We start from the raw sequence: 22,218 nt of genomic DNA, 5'->3' as shown, positions 1-22,218 counted from the left end.
AGACATATTGGTTTAAATTAAATCAGATTTGATGGAAATTGGCACTTAAGTCTAATTTCTACCTTTATAAAACTTTATACACTGTAATTAGATTGTTGAATTAAAACGACTCAATAAGTAATAGATCAAAAGTCTCATCTGATTGGTGTCTATAATAAATGATCACTATTTAGCAATGTGATATTACTATTCAGCAATTTATAAATGGGTATACTAGATTCTCTTGTATAAAAAGTAGCAATATCAGGAAAGACAATGACTGCACGTATTCAGAAAGGCAAGTTAGCGATTGCTAAAGAACTCTACGATTTCATCGAAAATGAAGCACTACCAGGTTCTGGTTTAGACAGTGAAACTTACTGGAAAAACTTTGAACAAGTCGTTGTTGATCTTAGCCCAAAAAATAAAGCACTCTTGGCTAAGCGTGATGACATTCAAGCGAAAATTGATGAATGGCACCGCAATAATAAATTTGAATTAGGAGCTTACAAAGCTTTCCTGACAGAAATTGGCTACTTATTACCAGAAGTAGAAGATTTTCAAATTACAACTGAAAATGTAGATGAAGAAATCGCACTATTGGCGGGTGCACAATTGGTTGTGCCTGTACGTAATGCACGTTACTGCTTGAACGCTGCCAATGCTCGTTGGGGCTCTTTATATGACGCATTGTATGGTTTCGATGTCATCTCGGAAGAAGGCGGTGCGGAAAAAGGTAAGGGGTATAACCCTGTTCGTGGCGAAAAAGTTATCGCTTTTGCTAAAAATTTCTTAAATGAAACTTTCCCTTTAGCAAATGGATCACATGCGGATGCTACGAAATACGCTGTTGAAGCAAAAAAATTAGTGGTAACGCTTAAAGATGGCAGCACAACGAATTTGGCTAAAGAAGCTCAATTTGTAGGTTTTAATGGTGAAGAGTCTGCGCCGACAGAAATCGTTTTATTAAATAATGGTTTGCATGTCATCATTGAAATCGATGCGACAAGCCCAATTGGTCAAACGGATGCTGCTGGCGTAAAAGATCTTGTTTTAGAATCTGCGGTAACAACGATCCAAGATTTGGAAGACTCAATTGCTGCGGTGGATGCTGAAGAAAAAGTTGAAGGCTACCGTAACTGGTTAGGTTTGATGAAGGGTACTTTGGAAGAGAAAATCGAGAAAAATGGTAAAACCATTACTCGTGCTTTAAACAAAGACCGTACCCACAAGAATCTGATCGGTGGCGAAACAACTTTACACGGTCGTTCATTGATGCTTCTTCGTAACGTTGGTCATTTGATGACGAACCCGGCGATCCTTGTGGATGGTCAAGAAATCTATGAAGGTATCATGGATGCATTGATCACACCGTTGTTAACGTTTGCTGACATCAAAGGTCAAAATGAAATCAAGAACTCTCGTAAAGGTTCTATGTATATCGTTAAACCTAAGATGCATGGCCCTGAAGAAGTTGCATTTGCAGTTGAACTATTTGAGCGTGCTGAACAAGCTCTAGGTTTGCCAGCAAAAACGCTTAAAATCGGGATCATGGATGAAGAGCGCCGTACTTCTGTAAACTTGAAAAACTGTATTGCTCAAGCGAAAGATCGTACCATCTTCATTAACACAGGATTCATGGACCGTACAGGTGACGAAATCCATACCTTTATGGAAGCAGGTCCATTCGTTCGTAAGGGTGAAGTTAAATCTCAAATTTGGTTCCCTGCATATGAAAACCGTAACGTGATGGTTGGTTTACAAGCAGGCTTACGTGGCAAAGCACAAATTGGTAAAGGCATGTGGCCTAAACCAGATATGCTTTTAGATATGTATAAAACCAAAATTGAGCATCCTGAAGCTGGTGCGAGCTGTGCTTGGGTTCCATCACCATCTGGTGCTGTAATTCATGCGATTCACTATCACCAATGTAATGTTTCAGCGCGTCAACAAGAGTTGTTAAAAACTGAAGCATTACCTTTAGATGATTTATTAACTCCACCATTAGCGACTGATACGAATTGGACTGATGAAGAGAAAACCAAAGAGTTAGAAAATAACCTTCAGGGTATTCTTGGTTATGTTGTTCGTTGGGTTGATTTGGGTGTTGGTTGTTCTAAAGTTCCAGACATCAACAACGTTGGTTTGATGGAAGACCGTGCAACTTTACGTATTTCATCTCAACACGTTGCTAACTGGTTACGTCACGGTATCGTGACTAAAGAGCAAGTTGATGAAGTAATGCAACGTATGGCTAAAATTGTAGATGAGCAAAATGCGAACGATCCAGCGTACACACCAATGGCGCCTGGGTTTGACGGTTATGCTTACCAAGCAGCATATGATTTAGTGTTTAAAGGTGCTGAACAACCATCAGGTTATACAGAACCATTACTTCATGCTTACCGCTTGAAGCTTAAAGGTTACACTGGTGACTAATTAAAATAAAAAAGCCTCTCCGGAGGCTTTTTTTACGATTGTGTAAAATAGTTGACCATTGGGTAAAAAGTGGCATGTAGAGGGACATAAAATGACGCAATATTCAAATTTAAATCAACAGTATATTAACGGTTCTTGGTTAAAAGGCTCTTCAGAGCGTGTCGTACAAAATTTAAATCCATTTGATTTAAAAGAAATACACCAAATTCAAGCGGCGAATCAGTCTGATGTTGATCTCGCTTTTTCTGCAGCACAACAAGCATTTGATCTTGGCTTAATTACCTCTGCTGTAGATCGCAAGAAAATCATTCAGAAGCTGCATGACATTATACAATTACGTAAAGACGAAATTATAGATTGGCTGATTACCGAGTCTGGAAGTACGCGTCTCAAAGCAAATATTGAAGTGGGTGCTGCGCTTGGTATTATCTCAGAATCATTCACTTTTCCTGATCAAATCCAAACTGTTCAGCTAGAAAGTAAAGATCCTGCGAGAAAAAGTTTTTATCAACGCAAAGCGTTGGGTGTTATTGCTGTCATTAGCCCTTGGAATTTTCCATTTCATTTGTCAATGCGATCGGTTGTTTGCGCAATCGCATGTGGAAATACAGTGGTACTTAAACCTGCGAGTGACACACCTGTTACAGGTGGAACATTATTAGGGAAATTGTTTGAAGAGGCGGGTGTGCCCGCTGGTGTACTGAATGTCATTGTGGGTAGTGGTAGTGAAATAGGGGATTATTTTGTCGAGCATCCTATTCCGAAGATGATTTCATTCACTGGTTCTACAGAAGTAGGAAAAAATGTTGGTGCTAAAGCGATGGCCAGCTCTAGAATCAAACGACTTGCTTTAGAGCTTGGGGGGAATGCGCCATTATTAATTCTTAAAGATGCAGATTTAGATTTGGCAGTCGATTTGACGATCAAGGGGCGCTTCCTTCACCAAGGCCAAATCTGTATGAGCACTAATCGTGTCATCGTAGATCAATCGATTCACAATGAATATGTTGAAAAGCTGTTAAACAAAGTAAAAGATATTCCTGTGGGTGATCCTAATCTTGATGAGACGCTCATAGGGCCTATTATCAATAATACACAAGTGAAGCAGCATCAACGAATCATTGATCAGGCTCAAATAGAAGGTGCTAAGTTGGTCTATGCTGGGGGTATTGAAAATAATTTGGTTTCACCTCATGTGTTTATCGATGTGTTGCCGACATATGCAATTGCTCAAGAGGAAAGCTTCGGACCAATTCTGCCGATCATCAGAGCAGATGATGAGGTACATGCAATTCAAATTGCCAATGACACACCGTTTGGTTTATCTGGTGCTGTATGTACATCTGATATAGAGCGCGGAGTAGAAATCGCTTCAAAACTCGATATTGGAATGACACATATTAATGGTATAAGTGTCGCGGACCATGCTAATGCACCATTCGGTGGAGAAAAGAACTCTGGATTAGGGCGCTTTAATGGGCATTGGATTATGGATGAATTCACGCGTACACACTGGATGACAGTACCAATATCATCATAATGAACTGAATTGGATCGGCTATAATAGCCTAAGTTTTTTATAGTATTGAAAATTATGCTATGTGTGCCAACTTTAAGCCAATACAAGCGCATCAAATCCAAGCATTAGAACTTCCACATATTCCATTTGAATATGTGGAAGAGGTTTATCCAAGCTACGAAACCCCGTTGTTATTTAAATCTGATCATGGCTACGAGTGGAGGTTAGTTAATTTTGGTTTTATACCAAAATGGGCAACTGATACAGAAATAGCGAAGAAAACCTATAATGCACGCAATGAAACATTAAGCGAAAAAAGAAGTTTTCAAGAAGCATTTGAAAAATGTAAATTTGGTGTAATTCCAGTCACTGAGTTTTATGAAGCAAAATATATTAATGGACGACCGCAACGATGGGGTGTGAGAAGAAAAGATGGTCAGGCATTTTTTATCGCAGCGTTATATGAAATCACGAAAATTGATCAAAGCATTTATCGCTCAGCAACGATGATTACCATGGATGCTATTCATCACGAAATGATGAGGGAATTTCATGAGCCTGGAGATGTTAAACGGTCAGTAATTGTTATTCCGCACCATAAATTAGATCAGTGGTTGAGTTTAAAATCCCCCGACATTCAGAACTTTGTTGAAGGCTTTCCAGTAGAGGAATTTGAATGTTTTTATTGTCCAAAACCACGGCAGAACAATACAGCCCAACTCAATATGTTTGATGATGGGCTTTAATCTAAAGTTTAGGAAAATTAATGCGCTAAATTTTTGAAAATATGCTTTAAGCTTTCCATTAGTTTTTCAATTTGAAGTGGGGTTAATCCCTCAAATGTTTGTTCAAGAACCACACTCATCAGGTCATTAATTTTTTTTGTCATTTCCAAACCTTTTGGTGTTAGTACCACACGTGTAATACGGGCATCGTTTTCACACGAGTAAGTATCAACCATTCCTTCATCTTTTAAACGGTAAACGATTTTTGTAGTCGTCGACATTTTTGACACAATCATGTCAGAGAGTTCTGAAACACTTGCATCTGGCTTAGTAGACAATGCGACAAGCAAACGTCGACGAGAATTATCAACGCCATACTTTTTGAGCACATGGTCAACATTCAGTACATACTGAGAATGGACTTGAGTGATCCAATAGAATGGAAAATTTTCGAGTTCAAAATTTTCAGATGAAGGTAAAAATTTTGCATATTTTTTTGACATCGCTACGTCCTTGTCAGTGTAACTTAATTGTTTTTATTGATTTAAATATTACATGAAGCATAACCTATATTAAAAGAACTTTGTTCAAATAATCAACTTATGTTCAAGCGCTTACCTTAAATCAGACAAAAGGCATGATACCTATAGGCTTCAGTTTTATAAAACATATTTCAATGATCTTTAAATATCTTTATATATATCAAAACAGAAGATTCTAAAAATACAGCTCTTCTGATCTTCGTGATTATATCTTTATGTCAATTCCACGCTGACCAAATTCTATTGAAAAATAGAGGAACTATAACTTGGCACTGATATTTTTTTTTGTGTCGAAAATGTCAAAGACTATTCAAGGATGGCAATTACGACTAAAGATATGATCTAAATTTACATAAAAAATTGTTTTGAACATAAAAAAAGTAATTACAAAATAAAATTCTTATGCATAATAGTTTCATCATTTCTGAAAAGGTAACTTTATATATGGACCCGTCGCCGTGTTGGCCTAATTTAGCTTCTTACATTATCTTAAATAATAAGAACCAGGAGATCTAATATGGAATTTTTATTGGATCCTGGCATTTGGATAGGGTTAATTACCCTTATCATTCTTGAAATCGTTTTAGGTATTGATAACTTAGTATTTATTGCGATACTTGCAGAAAAACTTCCTCCAGAACAACGTGATAAAGCCCGTGTAATCGGTTTATCCCTCGCATTATTAATGCGTCTAGGTCTACTTTTTGCGATCTCGTGGTTAGTGACTTTAACTCAACCATTGATTGAAATTTTTGGAAAAACATTCTCAGGTCGAGATTTGATATTACTATTTGGTGGTCTATTCCTTGTGTATAAGGCTGTCAATGAACTCCATGAAAAAATGGAGGGTAAACCCGAGATTAAAACAAATAACAATGTCGTATACGCTGGTTTTGCTGCAGTTGTGGCTCAGATCGTCGTGCTTGATGCGGTATTTTCACTCGACTCAGTGATCACTGCGATTGGTATGGTAGATAATATTTACGTGATGATGGCTGCGATGATTGTGGCTATGGTTGTTATGTTAATTGCATCAAAACCGTTAACTACGTTTGTTAACCGCCATCCTACGGTGGTTATCCTTTGTTTAAGTTTCTTGTTATTGATCGGTGTAAGTTTAATCGCTGAAGGTTTTGGATTCCATATCCCTAAAGGTTATATTTATTCAGGTATTGGTGTTGCAATTCTAATTGAAGCATTCAATCAATTTTCGAATCGTAATCTTGAAAAAAATCAAGCGAAGATCCCATTACGTCATCGAACTGCAGATTCAATTTTGAAATTGATGGGCAGTAAATTGGATGCCGATATTGCAACATCCAAAGAAGTTGAAGAAATTCAACAAGCTTTTGGTGATGAAGAACGTTATATGGTTGGTGGTGTGCTATCACTTGCTGAACGTTCAGTTGCTTCAATTATGACACCTCGAAATCAAATTTCTTGGGTAAATATTGAAGACGATGCCGAAGCAATTCGCGAACAGGTTTTAGCTGTACCTCATAGTCTTTTCCCTGTTTGCCGTGGACAATTAGATAAAGTCATCACGATTGTACGTGCAAAAGAATTGATTGATGCATTAGATGATCCAGATCAACTGAAAGATTTGATGAAACGTGTGCGTCCTATTTTCATTTATGAAAAAATGAAAGTGATTGATGCAATTAATACATTAAGAACTTCAAAAGGTTCATTGGTACTTGTTACAAATGAATATGGCAATATTCAAGGTTTAATTTCACCGTTGGATGTTTTTGAAGCAATTGCTGGTGAATTCCCAGATGCTGATGAACAGCTTGAATTGGTCAAAATCGACGATACCACTTGGAAGGCATCTGGTATGTTGGATCTATATCAATTAGAGCTGGCTCTTGATATTTTAGATTTAGTTCTGGTGCAAGAAGACTCTGGTTATTTCAGTGTTGCAGGACTAATTTTAGATAAAACGAGTGGGGCGGTTGATGTTGGTATGGTGATCGAACATCAAGGGGTTAATTTTGAAATTCTAGAAATGGAAGATAATCGAATTAAAACCGTTAAAATCACGCTTTAAACTCTAATAAAAAAGCTCCTTATTGGAGCTTTTTTTTGCTTAAATTTCTATATAAGGTATGGAGTTAGCGAAGTCGTAGTATGAAATATGAGATAAGATGCTAAACATATTGTAATTTGTTTTATAGCGAAGGAATGTCAGATCATGATCGATCAAATGGAATTATCGGTAAGACTTGCTATTTTTTTTAGTGGTATTTTTTTATTGACCGGTATGCTTACTGGTGTATGGAAGTATGTGCAAATCAGCTTATCTAAACAAGCTCGAGCACATTATTATGTTGATATTGCGCATAGGAGTAGTTTGCTATATGCACCTGCAACGTTAATTCTAGCGGTTATGGCATATTTTTCAGCGTTGAATGAATCGACAAATTTGCTCTTTATTTTGATTAATATTTTCTTTTTTGCATTTTCAATTTTAAGTTATATTTTGCATGGCTTATTGAAAGATACGACAAATCAGTTCAAAGAACCACATCAATTAGGGCGTATTGAATTACCAAAATTGCTCATGAGAGGTGCGATGGTACTATTGGTCGTAGGTGAGGTTGGGGCGACCTTAGGTTTGCTTTATGGTTTATATGTTGGGTTATTCTAATAAGTAGAGCAGAATTGAAAAACTTGTTATTTTGATAGAGTGCTTTAAATGATGACATTGACTTTAAGATGGATGCTTTGGCATCCATCTCTTAGTCTAAATGTGCTTCTTGATCAGAAAGCTTTTGAGTACGATATTTCGTGTCAATAAAGGCCCACACGTAAAATGCTAGCGTCGCAGCAAGTGCATAAGCAAAATATTCAAGCTTCAACGTGCCTTGAATTGTACCTTGCACAACAAGTGTCAGCATGAGAGCAAACATTGTGCTTAAAAAAACGACAGCATTGTTGTTCGCTTTAAGAGTATTAATGAAGACTTGCTTGTTGAAATGTAATGATAACATCTCCATCCCTCCTGATAATTCATGACAAATCTGAATGATTTAGTCGACTTTGTTTACATACTTGTACAGGGGATTGAAGAATAAAGCAAGTTTTTAACACTCTATTATGTAAATAAATTATGACATTAATATGACAAAAGTCGAAATATTTGAAATTAAGATACTACGTGAGCTAAGTGCTAGAATTATTTCGATAAATCGTGATGAGATGAATAGAGTTTCTTGTAATTCTTTAATCTATTTACTTTTTAGCATCTTGCAAAACAAATAAATAGTAGCAAAAGTCATTCCAAATCTGACTGATGAGGTCAAAGTTAAGGTGGGTAAGCAATAATAGTCTGTTGGATAAACGAGACAATTATTGATTACAGAACAAATACGGCTTGGGTAAAACAATATTTATTGATAAATCACCTGAATTTACTTCTTCAGTCTATCCAGTGTGTAGACAATGACAAATACAACTAAAGAAGGAATCAACCATGCTAAATTTTGTTCAGCCAATGGTAGATTGTTCATAAATGCTGGCAAGAAATGATCTAATTCTGCAACCTTAAGTCCATCAATAATACCGAATATGAAAGCAACCGCTGTAACAGGCGCAATGACGCGTGGAGCGGAATTAAAGAACTTCCACATAAATCCCATCATGATCACCACAATCGCTGGTGGGTAGATTGCACTTAATACAGGTACAGAGAAGGCGATTAACTTGGTTAAACCTAAGTTGGAAATGACAAATGAGAAACCAACAAGAATGAAAACCCATTTTTTGTAAGTAATCTTCGTGATTTGTGAGAAATATTCTGCACATGCACAAGTCAAACCAATTGCCGTAACCATGCATGCGATAAAAATCATCGCCCCTAGAAAATATGAGCCAAAGTCACCAAAGGCATGCTGAACATAGCCATGGAGAATAATGGCACCATTTGCAGCGTTAGGTGCAGCCTCGTGACTACTCAGTCCAAGTTTAAATAGGCTAATGTAAACCAGTGTAAGGCCAATACCTGAAATTAAACTTGCGATCACTGCATATTTGGTAATTAACTTTTGATCAGTTACACCACGTGAACGTATCGCATTAATAATGACAATACCAAATACTAAAGCCCCTAAAGTGTCCATGGTTAAATAACCATTAACAAAACCTTCTGAAACAGGACTATTGATATAGTTTCCAATAGGTGCAGGGATATAATCTGTAGAAACTAAAAAGGCACTACCACCTAAAATGATCAAAGAGAGAATTTTGAGTGGAGATAAAACATAGCCGACAGTATCCAAAATTTTATTCGGATAAAGTGAGATTAACGTTACAAATGCAAAATAAATTGCACTGTAGATCAACAAGGTCGATGAAGACGTTCCAAAATAACTCGAAAAACCAATTTCAAAAGAAACTGTAGCTGTCCGAGGTGTCGCGAAAAGTGGTCCAACAGCAAGATAGCATGCTACGGTTAAGATTAAACTTGCAATCTTACCCAGTGGAGAGCTTAAAAGTTGAATAGAGCCTTCAACACGCGATAGCGCAATGATCGTGATAACAGGAAGGCCAACAGCAGTAATTAAGAAGCCAAAAGCAGCTAACCAAACATGTTCACCCGCTTGTTGAGCAACAATAGGTGGGAAGATAATATTGCCTGCACCGATAAATAGTGCAAAGGTCATAAAACCTAAGGCAATAATGTCCCGTGTACGCAAATTGGTCATAAGGGAGATCGGTTCAAGAAAAAAGAAAGCGATTTTAGAGCAAATGTCAGTAAATAGGGAGGGCGGTCATCCATCGAATGGAATAGTAAAAAAGCAAGAAGCGAATAATTTTATTGGATGGGAAATTATGAGTTAAATTAAGTCTATGTATTTATAAAACTAATAAAATAAATTTATTTATTAAATTGAAATCAAGCAGAGCATAGATCTAGATTCGCAAAATAAAATAATGTACTGAATGGTTAAATAATAGTCGAAAATGATTAAGTTACAGACAGTCTATAGCGTTTGTGATCGACAAATGAAAGTCCTATAATGAATCCTGAATTAAAAAGGGGTTCATCATGAAGGCAACAGCTGTCACCATTAAAACTGAACAAGATATTGAAAAACTAAGAATATCGGGTCGGCTTGCGGCACAAGTGCTTGCGATGATTGGTGATTATGTGAAGCCAGGTGTGAGTACTGAGTATCTTGATGATATCTGTAATGATTACATCGTCAATACACTTAAGGTGACGCCAGCAAATGTCGGTTATTACGGATATACAAAAACAACCTGTATTTCGAAAAATGAAGTTGTATGTCATGGTATCCCTGCTTCCAATATTATCTTAGAGGATGGAGACATCATTAATATTGATGTTGCAATCATCAAGGATGGTTATTTTGGTGATACCAGTCGAATGTACTATGTGGGTACAATTAAACCTGAAGCAAAAAAATTAGTCGATACGACTTATGAAGCGATGCTTGCAGGTATTAAAACGGTTAAACCTGGCGCGACACTTGGTGACGTGGGTCATGCTATTCAACAAGTTGCGCAACGCGAAGGTTATACGATTGTACGTGAATATTGTGGTCACGGTATTGGAAAAACCTACCATGAGCAACCGAATGTATTGCATTACGGACAGCCTGGTCAGGGATTAGTATTAAGAAAAGGAATGGTGTTTACCATTGAGCCTATGGTGAATGCAGGCAAAGCCAAAGTTAAAGAATTAAAAGACGGATGGACAGTAGTTACAGCAGATAAATCTTGGTCTGCACAATGGGAACATATGGTTGCTGTGACTGATGAAGGATATGAATTATTGACACCTTGGCCTGAAGGTACGGGTGAATATCCTGTAATTTAATTCCCAAAAGCCTATTTTTTTAAATAGGCTTTTTAATTTGTATACGCATCAAATGATAAATAATAAATCCAATAACCAAACCCCAAAAAGCAGATCCAATGCCCAAAAACTGAATTCCAGATGCAGACATTAAAAAAGTGATTAAAGCAGCATCACGATCTAAATCTTCTTTAAATGCGATACTGATGTTATGTCCAATCGTGGCAAAAAGCGCGATCGCCGCCAAAGTGGTAATCATTTCTCTAGGGAATGACAGTAACAATCCCGTTAGTGTCGCTGCAAAAATGCCCATAAAAATATAGAACACACCACAAGCCATACCTGCAATATAGCGTTTTGAAGGGTCTTGATGAACTTGTTCATCTAGGCTCACAGCTGCACTAATTGCCGCGATATTGGTTGAAAATGCCCCGAACGGAGCGAATATTGCTTGAGCAATTCCTGTCCAACTCACTAATTGGTTGACATGAGGTTTGTAACCATAGGATCTGATCATTGCTAAACCAGGTAAATATTGCGAAGCCATATTGATGATCAAGAGGGGAATAGCTAAACCCAAAATACTTGACCAGTGAAATTCAGGCTGAATCCATACTGGATACGTCATTCCGTAGTGAATTTTGGTTGCTGTGTATTCAAAGAAAAAAGGTGTGGCAATAATGCAAGCTAACAATGTAATGACAATGGAGTGGCGTGGTAATGCTTTTTTACTTATAAAATATGTACTGATCAAGATTAAAACATAGATCAATTGGTCTTGCATGACCGTAAATAATGAAATGCCAAATTTTAATAACACTCCAGCTAACATGGCGCTTGTAAGAGATTGCGGTAAAAATTCAAGAATTCTTTGAAATATTCCAAAAAAGCCCAATACAGCAGTCATAATTCCGCATATTAAAAATGCCCCTATCGCCTCATTCAAATTGTATCCTGAGCCTGTAGCGATAATCAGTGCTAGTCCTGCTGTTGACCATGATGTCGCAACTGGATATTTAAACTTCCAGCTTAAGATCAGTCCTGATAATCCTATACTCAGACCCAATGCCCAAAACCATGAGCTAATCTGTGCTTGATTTGCACCTAATATTTGTCCGGCTTGAATGACCAGTACAGATGAAACGCTAATGCCGATTAAAAATGTAATAAAGCCAGCGAAAACAGCAGGTAGACTAAAATCTTTTTTTATTCTTGTTATCACGTCTATGAGCATTTTTATATTATTTCCCTAATGAGTCTGTGATCTTAAGATTACATTGTTGATGTCGCAAGTTTGATCCCGAACAATCCAAATAAAATACCAATAGCGGCAACAGAAGCAGCAGCTACTTTATAATGTGTGTTGAAGTAATTTGAAATTTTGATACCTGTAAAGATCAACATACTTAAGTAAGCTATACTCATCAATTGTAAAATTACAGCAAGCATTAAAAAGCTTTGAGCTGGATAAGGATAAGCTGGATCTACAAATTGAACAAAAAAAGATAAAAAGAACAGTATTGCCTTTGGGTTAATTAGACTGATGAGTAATGCGGTACGAAAAGGATGAAATTTTTCTTGTTTTTGTTCAATAGAAACATTAGCTTGATCTTTACTTGGACGTTTCCAAGTTAAATAGGCTGCATATATTAAACGGATACCTAAATAACTAAGATATAAAGCACCAATAATTTTTAGGGCGAAAAAAATCCAGGGAAATTGATGCAATAATGTTGCGGCACCTAAGACAGTTAGCAAAATAAGGATGCTATCTCCACACAAAATACCGAATGCACCTTGATAGCCCACTTTTATGCCAAAGCGAGTCGCAATAGACATGACATAGAGTGAGTTAGGTCCAGGTAATAAAATAATAAGTAATGTACCAATTAAATAGGTTGGAAGATCAGTAATACCAAACACTCATTTATCTCTTAAAAAAATAATCGAGCCTCTAAGAGCTCGATTGAAAGAATGATGGGTAGTGCAATTAAACTTTAATATCTGCATCTATGCCAAATGATTGTTTTAACAGAGAGCTGAGTTGATCTCTTGCCTTAATGAAGCCATCAATACCGCCTTGCAATAATTGCGATGCCATAAGATCTTTCTGAATTTGCGCTTTAAAATCTATTTCAGTGATTGGACTAAGCGATTCGATATTTGAGCTGTGTGCATTTGCATTTAACTGAATTTCAACTTGGCGATGATCTTGAGCCAATTCGTCAAGTAAATTCGGTGATACAGTTAAGAGGTCGCATCCAGCAAGTCCGAGAACCTGTTCTACGCTACGAAAGCTTGCACCCATAACTTCAGTTTTCACCTGATTTTGTTTGTAGAACTGGTAAATATGTTTAACGGATTGCACACCAGGATCTTGTTCAATTGGATAGTGATCCACATTTTCAGCTTTTTTATACCAATCGAGAATACGACCTACAAATGGTGAAATTAACGTGACCTGAGCATCCGCACATGCTTTTGCTTGATGTAAGCCAAACAACAAAGTTAAGTTGCAATGAATGCCTTCTGCTTCAAGAACCTTAGCAGCTTGAATACCTTCCCATGTTGAGGCGATTTTAATTAAAATTCGGTTTTGATCAACACCATACGTCGCATAGAGTGCGAGTAATTCTTTAGCTTTAGCAATTGTCGCGGCTGTATCGTATGAAAGTGCTGCATCAACTTCTGTTGATACTCGACCTTCAACTACTTTTAGAATTTCCACACCTAATTTGACAGTCAGGATATCAATTGTTCTATCGATTAACTCATCTGACTGATAACCCTCTGACTTTGCTTGATCAAATGCAGCTTCAATCAGTGCTTTGTTTTCAGGGAATGAAGCTGCTGCCGTGATGAGTGAAGGGTTAGTGGTAGCATCCAATGGCTTAAATTTTTTTATAGCGTTTAAGTCACCTGTGTCTGCAACAATTGTAGTGAAGTTTTTTAATTGAGATAAAGCTGTTTCAGTCATTGCGATCTAATTCTTTGTTTCATTACTTATATCATCTTTATAACACATGATTATTTTGAAACATGCTACAAAAGTTTTAAATCAAGTTATTTTCCTACATTTTTCTTTTATTTCTGATGTGATGAATTAAAAATTGAGCAGCTTTGCCCAGTGGTTGCTCTTTACTCCAGACTAGATCGATAAAATAATCAAATTTTGGGGTGAAATCTGAAAATCGTAGAACTTTAAGTTTTTTCTTTAATGTTGGTTGTTCGATAAGCATTTCAGTGGGTAAAACTCCCCATCCAAGTCCTTGTGAAATTAATCTACATGCAGAATGGTGATTGTCTGTACGCCATGCATCTTTGGAGAAGAGTAATTCAGGCTTAATGTTCCGATCGCGACTAGCGACTACAATCTGACGACTTTGAAAAATTTCTTCATAGCTCACTTTTTGATTTTGGCACAGCGGATGATGAACAGATGCAACTGGAATTAAACTTTCTTTCATTAATTCCACAAATTGTTCATTTGCCTCAATATGTTCACGCTCAAACATCAATGCTAAATGTGCTTTACCCGTTAAAATCATTTGTTGAGCATCTTCTTGTGGTGCGCTGAATATATTGATTTGTAGTTGAGGAAATTGTTGTTCTAATAAAACAATATAATCAGTCCATCTACTATGTAGTAACTCTGATACCACCACAATATTTAATTCGGTTTCGATGCCGCTACTCAAACCAAACGCATGTTGTTTCCATTGATTCATTTCAATCAATAAATGATTAGTACGTTCATACAAAACTTTGGCTTGAAGTGTTGGCTGTGGTTCACGTCCTACTCTTTCAAACAGTTGAAGATTCAGATCAATCTCTAAATTGGAAATCGCCATACTGACAGCAGAGGGGACCTTGCCTAACTGACGTGCGGCTGCGGAAAAAGAACCTGTTTCCATCACAGTTTTAAAAACGACCAATTGTTCTTGATTAATATTCATGTTTATTCTTTCAAAAATTTTGATAGATTCTAACTCGATCATTCAATATTATGAAAATAAAATGCGCTCATGAATAACAATGTTGATGAGTGAACGCATGTTTTTTTCAAAGAGAAGAATTATTCACGCAATAAGCTATGAAATCATTCTATTGGTGATCATCGCAATTTCTTTGAGTTTTATTTTTGAAGTTCCACTGGAGATTGCAGGTTCATTAGGTGTGATTATGGCTGTACTTTCAGTGATCTGGAATATGATTTTCAATCATTATTTCGAAAAAATTGAAGCGCGCAATCAGTGGAAGCGTACTGTAAAAGTTCGTATATTGCATGCGCTAGGATTTGAAGGTGGCTTAATGTTAGTGACCATTCCAATTGTTGCATATATGATGGATATGACGCTCATACAAGCTTTTATCGTCGACTTAGCTTTGACGCTTAGTATTCTGGTGTATACGTTTATATTTCAATGGTTCTATGATGGGATCGAAGCTAAACTGGGTTATGCACCTGAGGCTTTAAATCACTAAAACTCAAAATAAAAAAGCATCTCTATTGAGATGCTTTTTTTAATTAAAATTTATAACCAATTCCAATATAGCTGATTAAAGGATTAAGATTGATTTTTGTTGATGATGAAACTAATTGACGCCCTGATATTTGGTCATAAACTGTAATTTTCGACTTATTCGATAAATCTACATAGGTTAGTGATCCGGTAATATAGATTCTATTTGAAATGTCGTAATTTGCACCTAAAGTAAATACTGCTCCTAAAGCATCAGTGGCTTTCACTTTAACCTTTGGATCTACTGGAGAATTAATTCTTACTCCTATAGGATCTACAATAGCATCTAATAGATTTCCATTGATATCCTTCATCGGGTCATCATCTCTAACAATATTTGTAATATGACCGATACGATGTCCAGCAGTTATTAGTTCTTCCTCAAGACCTTTATCAATTTTTAGCCCAGTAAATGTTGCATACATTATTCCTGCCCCTACATAAGGTCTAAATTTATTTATACCTATAGTACCAAAGTGGTACTGTGCGGTTGCAGCTGGAGTCCAAGCTGTTGCTTCTGCCAACTTTGATCTGCTCCCAAGATCAGTTATAAACAAATTTCGATCAGGTCCTAATATATCAATAATAGCAGCATCAATCATTGGGTTAAGTGCAATAGGTTTTGCATTAATCTGACCTTTCCCCTTAATATCAATTTTGGGTGGAACACCTCCAATCATTTGAAGTGAAATGTTATCATTGACATAATAATTAATCATTAAGCCCAAAGTATCCCCATCCTTAGGTTTTAAGCCAGCATTTTCTGTCCAATTGCTTAATCCCTCCATTTTTGAGGTTATGCCTATATTTTTTAATAGGTCATACTCATAATCAGGATCAACGGCTGTATTAATCGACGTATTTCCATATTTCCCCTGAGGCATTATATGTAGCCATCCAGTACTAACAGACCATTTATATTTAGGCTCAACTGAGTTCGCCAAAATTGTGGTACTGATGCAACATAATAGAATTACTGAGTATATTTTTTGTATCTTTTTCATTTTTTTTCCTTTAATTGGCTAAAATCCATTTTTAGCTCTTTAATTATGTAATAAAATGCTAATTTTTAAAGTTTAATGTCAGTCATTCATCTAAAAAAAATAAATACTCTGTCAATCTTTTTTATGAAAATAAAAAAAGCCCCTCAATCGAGGGGCTTTTTTGTTATGAACATCGAATTATTTTTCAATAATAGCCGTTACACCTTGACCACCTGCAGCACAGATCGAGACAAGTACACGACCTGAACCTTTTTCATTTAAAATTTTTGCAGCAGTTGCGATAATACGACCACCCGTTGCGGCAAATGGGTGACCCGCAGCCAACGAAGAGCCTTTAACGTTTAACTTCGCACGATCAATTGAACCTAAAGGCGCATCTAAGCCTAGACGTTCTTTACAGAATTTAGGATCTTCCCAAGCTTTTAATGTAGAAAGAACTTGAGATGCAAATGCTTCATGAATTTCATAGTAGTCAAAATCTTGAAGTTTTAAATTAGCACGCTCGAGCATACGTGGAACTGCGTAAGCAGGAGCCATTAACAAACCTTCTTTTTTACCAATGAAATCTACAGCAGCAGTTTCAGAGAAACTTAAATACGCTAAAATTTCGTGACCATTTGCTTTAGCCCATTCTTCTGATGCTAATAATACACAAGAAGCACCATCGGTAAGTGGAGTAGAGTTACCAGCAGTCATTGTACGAGCATCACCTTTACCAAACGCTGGCTTAAGTTTTGCAAGCTTTTCTACAGTTGAATCAGGACGTAAGTTGTTGTCGCGCTCAAGGCCAAGGAATGGCGTCATTAAATCGTCAAAGAATCCTGCTTCATAAGCTGCAGCCATTTTCTGATGAGACGATGCAGCAAGTTCATCTTGAGCTTCACGAGAAATGCCCCACTCAAGTGTTGTGATCGCTTGGTGATCGCCCATAGATAAGCCAGTACGAGGTTCACCATTTTTAGGAGCATCTAGCAAATCTTTTACGTTAATTTTAGTTAACGCTTTAAGACGATCTTTACCTGTTTTTGCAACGTTGAGTTCTAAGAGGGCTTTACGTAATCCATCACCAAATGCGATAGGAGCATCTGAAGTGGTATCTACACCACCTGCAATACCCACCTCAATTTGACCTAATGCAATTTTGTTCGCTACGAGGAAAGCAGCTTGAAGCCCAGTACCACAAGCTTGTTGTATATCGTAAGCTGGAGTCTCAGGTGCAAGCTCTGTGCTTAACACACATTCACGCGTCATATTGAAATCACGGCTGTGTTTTAGTACAGCACCAGCAACGACTTCACCCAGACGTTGACCTTGAAGATTAAAACGCTCAACTAGACCATTCAATGCTGCTGTAAGCATATCCGTATTTGTAGCTGTGAAATAAGCACCATTAGAACGTGCGAAAGGAATACGATTACCACCGATAATTGCAACACGGCGTACAGTATTTTGAGTCATAGTTTTTTCCTGTTCAGCGGAAGATTGAGTCGTAGTTGCTGAAGTTTGATTTTCAGCTTTAGTTTTATTTGTTGCTGCTGTTTTTTTGCGAGTCGTCGACGTACGAGGGCGAGTCGCTTTTGGAGTATTTGCGTTGTTGGCACTGTTTGCATTACCACTACTCGCATTTGAACGAGCTTTTGATGTATTTGACACAGCCGCTTTCGCAGAATTCTCAGTTGTTGGATTTTCTTGAGTTGTTTTGCTCATAAGGCTTTTCCAAGCATATTTGGGATATTCTTGAGTGCTACATTAGCATAATCGCTAAGAGGTCGTATTGACTAAAATGACATTTAGCAATGCTTTCAGGTCAAGACATACATAGAGTAACTCAAGTATTATTTAACTGAAACGCAGGGATCGATTAATTTACTAAGTATCAGAGTTTGAACTGAACTTCATCTACATCATAGATCCTTCAAAAAATTATTCTATCGAGAGATCATATTCATGACTGACCAATATCAAGCTTTTGCAAAATCTCCAATTGGTAAATTTGTCATCAAAAATTTAGGTTTACCATCTCCAATTCACTTAGATCGCTTTGAATCAGCAACGCCTGTTGTTCAAGGCGCTGTTTTATTCGGTTCTGCGTCTAAAAGTCTTTTTAATGGTGAAATTGCGCAAGTTCTGAGTAATATTCATGCCAACAGCTATGCGGGAAACAATGCTGAGTTACAACAAGCTGCAGCTAAAGTAGGGTTGAACTTAGGTGCGTTTAATGAAGGCGATAAAGAGTCGAAATTCAAAGCAGTTGTGTTTGATGCTTCGGGTATTCAGGACTCTGAACAGTTAATTGAATTGTATAAATTCTTTAATCCAATTGCTCGCCAAATTCAAACTTCAGGTCGTGTAGTCGTCGTTGGCTTGACACCAGAATCAGCACCTACAGTGAAACAAGCGATTGCTCAACGTGCATTAGAAGGTTTCGTGAAATCTGTAGGTAAAGAATTTAAGAAAGGTATTGCTGCACAATTGGTTTATGTAGATCAAGATGCTGCTTTAAATCTTGAATCTACACTTCGTTTTGTACTTTCTCCGCGCTCAGCGTATGTATCAGGTCAAGTCATTCGTGTTTCAAAAGCAAATGTTGTTGATGTTGATTGGACTAAACCACTTGCGGGCAAAACTGCAGTGGTCACAGGTGCAAGTCGTGGTATTGGTGAAGCGATTGCGCATGTTTTGTCGCGTGATGGTGCTCATGTCATTTGCTTAGATGTACCACAACAACAAGCAGATCTTGATCGTGTTGCGAGTGAAATTGGTGGATCGACTTTAGCGATTGATATCACTGCACCAGATGCTGGAGAAAAAATCAAAGCTGCAGCGGCTGCTCAAGGCGGGCTAGATGTGATTGTCCATAATGCCGGTATTACACGTGATAAAACGCTTGCTAATATGAAGCCAGAGCTTTGGGATCTTGTGATTAACATTAACTTATCTGCGATTGAGCGTGTGAATGACTATTTGTTGTCTAATGAAGGCATCAATGAAAATGGTCGCATCGTTTGCGTATCTTCGATTTCAGGTATTGCGGGTAACCTCGGTCAAACGAACTACGCAGCTTCTAAAGCTGGTGTGATTGGTTTAGTGAAATTTACAGCACCAATTTTGAAAAATGGTGTAACGATTAATGCTGTTGCTCCTGGATTTATTGAAACTCAAATGACAGCAGCGATTCCATTCGCAATTCGTGAAGCGGGTCGCCGTATGAATTCGATGAGTCAAGGTGGTCAACCAGTTGATGTGGCTGAAACAATCGCATTATTTGCTTCATCTGCTTCAACGGGGCTGAATGGAAACATTGTACGTGTGTGCGGTCAAAGTTTATTAGGTGCTTAAGCTTTAGTGGTCATAGATTGTTAAATGAAAGAGAGTAATGTTCAGGCATTGCTCTCTTTATTGCTCGTATGATTTGTTATGATCGTTTTGTTGAGCTGCAAACTGTAAATTTTTTATAAAGATAAATGGGAATTTTTAACATGAAAACACGTCACTTTAGTCAATTGCCAAAAGCTTATTTAGCTTATCCTAAAGTCATTAAAGGTTTAATTTTTAAAAAACCGAAAGGCGAAAAGACACTTCCACAAGTGGATTACATCGTTGATGAATATCGTGTTGATCATGACCATTTAAAATCTTATAACGAAATTTGTGGTTATAAGAATAATGGATATGTACCATCGACTTACTTGGCAGTCATTTCTCAAAGTTTGCAGATGCAAATGATGACACAAGAACCTTTCCCATTTGCTTTGCTGGGTTTGGTTCATATTCGTAATCAAGTTAAGCAGTATCGCAAAATTGGAGTGAATGAAACTATCACGCTATCATGCAAATTTGGTGAGTTAAAACCACATGACAAAGGTTTGCAATTTGACTTCATTACGACTGCAAAAGTAGGAAATGATGTAGTGATGGAAGGTTTAACGACCTATCTTTCTCGTCAAAAAACAAATACTTCATCCGCTTCAAAGGCGAAAGAAGATCAGTTGCCTGAATTTAAATCACAGAGTAATTGGAAAGTCGCTGAAAACACGGGGCGTCGCTATGCGCTCGTTTCAGGTGATTTTAACCTTATTCATATTCATGCAGTTACAGCGAAAGCATTTGGTTTTAAACAAGCGATTGCGCATGGCATGTGGAGTAAAGCTAAAGCATTAGCAAGTATTAGTTTACCGGATGCTTATGATGCTGATGTTTATTTTAAGTTGCCTATGTTTTTACCATCTGAGGTTGAATTTTTAACGGGTGAGCGAGATCAAGCGACATATTTGTTAGTTCGTAATGCAAAATCACAAAAACCTCATGTTTCTGGTGTTGTGAAACCACTTTAATAGATGCTCTAGGCCTAACATGTTTGTTAGGCTTTTTTATAACTATAAATCAAGGATAGAAGATGAAAATTCTAAAAGATTTAATTTACGCTGACACACATAATTATAAGGGTATCGTTCACCATCAGTTTGCAGATTTGGCACATTTATTTAGTCGTTTACAAGACTCTCGTACTGAACAAGGTGGTGCATCATTGGCTGTATATTATGGTCAAGAAAAAGTGGTTGATATTTATGTTGGAAAAAAGTCTTCGAGTGAAGAGTGGTCAGAAGACACGATGGCGATGTGCTATTCCACCGGAAAAGGGATCTTAGCGACTTTGTCGCATATTCTAGTGAGTGAAGGGAAATTAGACTATCGTCAACCCATAGCTGATTATTGGCCAGAATTTGCTGAACATGGAAAATCTAATATTACTTTGGCTGACGTATTGAGTCACCGTAGTGGTTTATATGATGTTAGAAATGTCATTGCTCAAGCATCTGAAATGGCAGACTGGGATCACATGCTCAATGTGATGGCTAGCGCGACACCACGTTTTAAACCCAATTCAAATTATGCATATCAAGCACTTACGTATGGCTGGTTATTAGGAGGGCTGATTGAAAAAGCGACTCAGCAAAATCTTTCTGAGCTGATGAATCAATATTTAGTAGAACCACTTCAATTAGATGGTGCCTATTTTGGTGTCCCTCAGGATCAACTTTCAAGAATAGCCAAACCTCTAGAAAAAACAAATATTGAAAGAAAGTCATCAACTACTCAAGTTGCACAACAAAAGAAGAAAAAACAGAAAGTTTCATTTCCGGATCGTATCATTCAATATTCTGGTCAAAATCCTGATGATTTTATAGATGCAATGATTCCAAAGGGAATGAAGGGTTTTAGCTTTTTTGATGATCGTGTTCTGACTCAACCCATTCCTGCTGCTAATGGTGTATTTACAGCCAGAAGTTTAGCGAAAATCTATGCCATGATGGCGCACTATGGTCAGTTCGAATCAAGACAATTTATCAAGCCACTTGTATTCAAACAACTTTCGCAAATTCAAAGTTATGATCGAGACAAGGTGATGCCAATACCTATGCATTGGCGTTTGGGTTATCACAGAGTTATCACGCTCGGTAAAAGTGCAAAAAATGGTTTTGGTCATATGGGCTACAACGGATCAGGAGCTTGGTGTGATCCTGAAAGAAAATTAAGTTTTGCCTATACCCATAATTATCCTGTTGGGTCAATTACAGGGGATTATCGTTTGTGGAGTTTATCGCAAGAGGCATTGAGATGTGTGGATCACATTAATAATGGTAAAAAGGGATGGTTTTAAC

19 protein-coding genes are annotated in these 22,218 nt (G+C 37.2%); 10 read left to right on the top strand and 9 right to left on the bottom strand.

Features of this window, described 5'->3' with window-relative positions; translation table 11 throughout:
- Window positions 1-255 precede the first annotated feature (255 nt).
- The 3 genes from AC1M83_RS11575 to AC1M83_RS11565 all read left to right on the top strand — a co-directional run bounded on the left by AC1M83_RS11575 (window position 256) and on the right by AC1M83_RS11565 (window position 4,683).
- Entirely contained in the window at window positions 256-2,418 is a 2,163-nt protein-coding gene (locus AC1M83_RS11575; protein ID WP_481589304.1) for a malate synthase G, read from the top strand.
- Between the two features lie 91 nt (window positions 2,419-2,509).
- Entirely contained in the window at window positions 2,510-3,958 is a 1,449-nt protein-coding gene (locus AC1M83_RS11570; RefSeq protein WP_481590730.1) for an aldehyde dehydrogenase family protein, read from the top strand.
- A 59-nt stretch (window positions 3,959-4,017) separates the two neighbouring features.
- Window positions 4,018-4,683 (top strand): SOS response-associated peptidase, encoded by a 666-nt coding sequence (locus AC1M83_RS11565; RefSeq protein ID WP_180028200.1) that lies wholly within the window; start codon window positions 4,018-4,020, stop codon window positions 4,681-4,683.
- A 17-nt stretch (window positions 4,684-4,700) separates the two neighbouring features.
- Here the strand turns inward: AC1M83_RS11565 and AC1M83_RS11560 are convergent, their stop codons facing one another.
- On the bottom strand, window positions 4,701-5,165 hold the full coding sequence (locus tag AC1M83_RS11560; RefSeq protein ID WP_035266085.1) for a MarR family winged helix-turn-helix transcriptional regulator: 465 nt from the start codon (window positions 5,163-5,165) through the stop codon (window positions 4,701-4,703).
- A 556-nt stretch (window positions 5,166-5,721) separates the two neighbouring features.
- On the opposite strand from AC1M83_RS11560, the gene AC1M83_RS11555 reads away from it, so the two are divergent.
- Both AC1M83_RS11555 and AC1M83_RS11550 read left to right on the top strand, forming a co-directional pair.
- On the top strand, window positions 5,722-7,254 hold the full coding sequence (locus AC1M83_RS11555; protein ID WP_179999510.1) for a TerC family protein: 1,533 nt from the start codon (window positions 5,722-5,724) through the stop codon (window positions 7,252-7,254).
- Between the two features lie 144 nt (window positions 7,255-7,398).
- Window positions 7,399-7,854, top strand: coding sequence for a hypothetical protein (locus tag AC1M83_RS11550; protein WP_416224324.1), 456 nt, complete (start codon window positions 7,399-7,401; stop codon window positions 7,852-7,854).
- A gap of 91 nt (window positions 7,855-7,945) precedes the next feature.
- Here AC1M83_RS11550 and AC1M83_RS11545 read toward each other — a convergent pair whose 3' ends face one another.
- Together AC1M83_RS11545 and brnQ are read right to left on the bottom strand one after the other, a co-directional pair.
- Entirely contained in the window at window positions 7,946-8,197 is a 252-nt protein-coding gene (locus AC1M83_RS11545; RefSeq protein WP_035266079.1) for a hypothetical protein, read from the bottom strand.
- 420 nt (window positions 8,198-8,617) lie between these two features.
- Window positions 8,618-9,910: a branched-chain amino acid transport system II carrier protein gene (gene brnQ, locus AC1M83_RS11540; protein WP_481590729.1), complete on the bottom strand. Its 1,293-nt coding sequence runs from the start codon at window positions 9,908-9,910 to the stop codon at window positions 8,618-8,620.
- A 344-nt stretch (window positions 9,911-10,254) separates the two neighbouring features.
- Here brnQ and map point away from each other — a divergent pair, with 344 nt between their 5' ends.
- Entirely contained in the window at window positions 10,255-11,049 is a 795-nt protein-coding gene (map, locus tag AC1M83_RS11535; RefSeq protein WP_035266073.1) for a type I methionyl aminopeptidase, read from the top strand.
- A 19-nt stretch (window positions 11,050-11,068) separates the two neighbouring features.
- Here the strand turns inward: map and AC1M83_RS11530 are convergent, their stop codons facing one another.
- From AC1M83_RS11530 to aceR, 4 genes are all read right to left on the bottom strand, one after another.
- The gene (locus AC1M83_RS11530; protein ID WP_481590759.1) at window positions 11,069-12,247 is read right to left on the bottom strand and encodes a benzoate/H(+) symporter BenE family transporter; all 1,179 of its coding nucleotides are present in this window, start codon (window positions 12,245-12,247) and stop codon (window positions 11,069-11,071) included.
- A gap of 53 nt (window positions 12,248-12,300) precedes the next feature.
- Complete coding sequence (gene leuE / locus AC1M83_RS11525; RefSeq protein WP_180028198.1) at window positions 12,301-12,951, bottom strand: leucine efflux protein LeuE; 651 nt, start codon at window positions 12,949-12,951, stop codon at window positions 12,301-12,303.
- Window positions 12,952-13,018: 67 nt separating this feature from the next.
- A complete protein-coding gene (gene tal, locus AC1M83_RS11520) occupies window positions 13,019-14,005 on the bottom strand; it encodes a transaldolase (protein ID WP_481590728.1) in 987 nt (328 codons plus the stop codon).
- Between the two features lie 94 nt (window positions 14,006-14,099).
- Window positions 14,100-14,984, bottom strand: a complete 885-nt coding sequence (aceR, locus tag AC1M83_RS11515; RefSeq protein WP_092767852.1) for an HTH-type transcriptional regulator AceR — start codon at window positions 14,982-14,984, stop codon at window positions 14,100-14,102.
- A 97-nt stretch (window positions 14,985-15,081) separates the two neighbouring features.
- On the opposite strand from aceR, the gene aceI reads away from it, so the two are divergent.
- Window positions 15,082-15,513: a chlorhexidine efflux PACE transporter AceI gene (gene aceI / locus AC1M83_RS11510; protein WP_092767850.1), complete on the top strand. Its 432-nt coding sequence runs from the start codon at window positions 15,082-15,084 to the stop codon at window positions 15,511-15,513.
- A gap of 43 nt (window positions 15,514-15,556) precedes the next feature.
- Here the strand turns inward: aceI and AC1M83_RS11505 are convergent, their stop codons facing one another.
- Both AC1M83_RS11505 and AC1M83_RS11500 read right to left on the bottom strand, forming a co-directional pair.
- Window positions 15,557-16,555, bottom strand: a complete 999-nt coding sequence (locus AC1M83_RS11505; protein ID WP_481590727.1) for an OmpW/AlkL family protein — start codon at window positions 16,553-16,555, stop codon at window positions 15,557-15,559.
- Window positions 16,556-16,732: 177 nt separating this feature from the next.
- Window positions 16,733-18,262, bottom strand: a complete 1,530-nt coding sequence (locus AC1M83_RS11500; RefSeq protein ID WP_092767787.1) for an acetyl-CoA C-acetyltransferase — start codon at window positions 18,260-18,262, stop codon at window positions 16,733-16,735.
- A gap of 240 nt (window positions 18,263-18,502) precedes the next feature.
- On the opposite strand from AC1M83_RS11500, the gene AC1M83_RS11495 reads away from it, so the two are divergent.
- The 3 genes from AC1M83_RS11495 (at window position 18,503) to AC1M83_RS11485 (ending at window position 22,217) form a co-directional block, all read left to right on the top strand.
- Window positions 18,503-19,894: a 3-oxoacyl-ACP reductase gene (locus AC1M83_RS11495; RefSeq protein ID WP_035266061.1), complete on the top strand. Its 1,392-nt coding sequence runs from the start codon at window positions 18,503-18,505 to the stop codon at window positions 19,892-19,894.
- Window positions 19,895-20,034: 140 nt separating this feature from the next.
- Window positions 20,035-20,889 carry a MaoC family dehydratase gene (locus AC1M83_RS11490; protein ID WP_481590726.1) on the top strand — a complete coding sequence of 285 codons (855 nt, stop codon included), beginning with the start codon at window positions 20,035-20,037 and terminating at the stop codon, window positions 20,887-20,889.
- Between the two features lie 68 nt (window positions 20,890-20,957).
- Window positions 20,958-22,217 (top strand): serine hydrolase domain-containing protein, encoded by a 1,260-nt coding sequence (locus AC1M83_RS11485; protein WP_373683312.1) that lies wholly within the window; start codon window positions 20,958-20,960, stop codon window positions 22,215-22,217.
- The last annotated feature ends 1 nt before the right edge of the window (window position 22,218 follow it).

It is taken from the genome of Acinetobacter sp. 25-47-130, assembly GCF_056779705.1.
This window is presented reverse-complemented; position numbering and strand designations above follow the sequence as displayed.

Coding starts and splice junctions, on each gene's coding strand:
- map (WP_035266073.1), top strand. CDS start 10,255: ATGAAGGCAACAGCTGTCACCATTAAAACTGAACAAGATATTGAAAAA.
- AC1M83_RS11560 (WP_035266085.1), bottom strand. CDS start 5,165: ATGTCAAAAAAATATGCAAAATTTTTACCTTCATCTGAAAATTTTGAA.
- AC1M83_RS11570 (WP_481590730.1), top strand. CDS start 2,510: ATGACGCAATATTCAAATTTAAATCAACAGTATATTAACGGTTCTTGG.
- AC1M83_RS11575 (WP_481589304.1), top strand. CDS start 256: ATGACTGCACGTATTCAGAAAGGCAAGTTAGCGATTGCTAAAGAACTC.
- AC1M83_RS11500 (WP_092767787.1), bottom strand. CDS start 18,262: ATGAGCAAAACAACTCAAGAAAATCCAACAACTGAGAATTCTGCGAAA.
- AC1M83_RS11555 (WP_179999510.1), top strand. CDS start 5,722: ATGGAATTTTTATTGGATCCTGGCATTTGGATAGGGTTAATTACCCTT.
- AC1M83_RS11545 (WP_035266079.1), bottom strand. CDS start 8,197: ATGTTATCATTACATTTCAACAAGCAAGTCTTCATTAATACTCTTAAA.
- AC1M83_RS11565 (WP_180028200.1), top strand. CDS start 4,018: ATGTGTGCCAACTTTAAGCCAATACAAGCGCATCAAATCCAAGCATTA.
- brnQ (WP_481590729.1), bottom strand. CDS start 9,910: ATGACCAATTTGCGTACACGGGACATTATTGCCTTAGGTTTTATGACC.
- AC1M83_RS11550 (WP_416224324.1), top strand. CDS start 7,399: ATGATCGATCAAATGGAATTATCGGTAAGACTTGCTATTTTTTTTAGT.
- aceR (WP_092767852.1), bottom strand. CDS start 14,984: ATGAATATTAATCAAGAACAATTGGTCGTTTTTAAAACTGTGATGGAA.
- AC1M83_RS11495 (WP_035266061.1), top strand. CDS start 18,503: ATGACTGACCAATATCAAGCTTTTGCAAAATCTCCAATTGGTAAATTT.
- tal (WP_481590728.1), bottom strand. CDS start 14,005: ATGACTGAAACAGCTTTATCTCAATTAAAAAACTTCACTACAATTGTT.
- AC1M83_RS11505 (WP_481590727.1), bottom strand. CDS start 16,555: ATGAAAAAGATACAAAAAATATACTCAGTAATTCTATTATGTTGCATC.
- aceI (WP_092767850.1), top strand. CDS start 15,082: ATGTTTTTTTCAAAGAGAAGAATTATTCACGCAATAAGCTATGAAATC.
- AC1M83_RS11490 (WP_481590726.1), top strand. CDS start 20,035: ATGAAAACACGTCACTTTAGTCAATTGCCAAAAGCTTATTTAGCTTAT.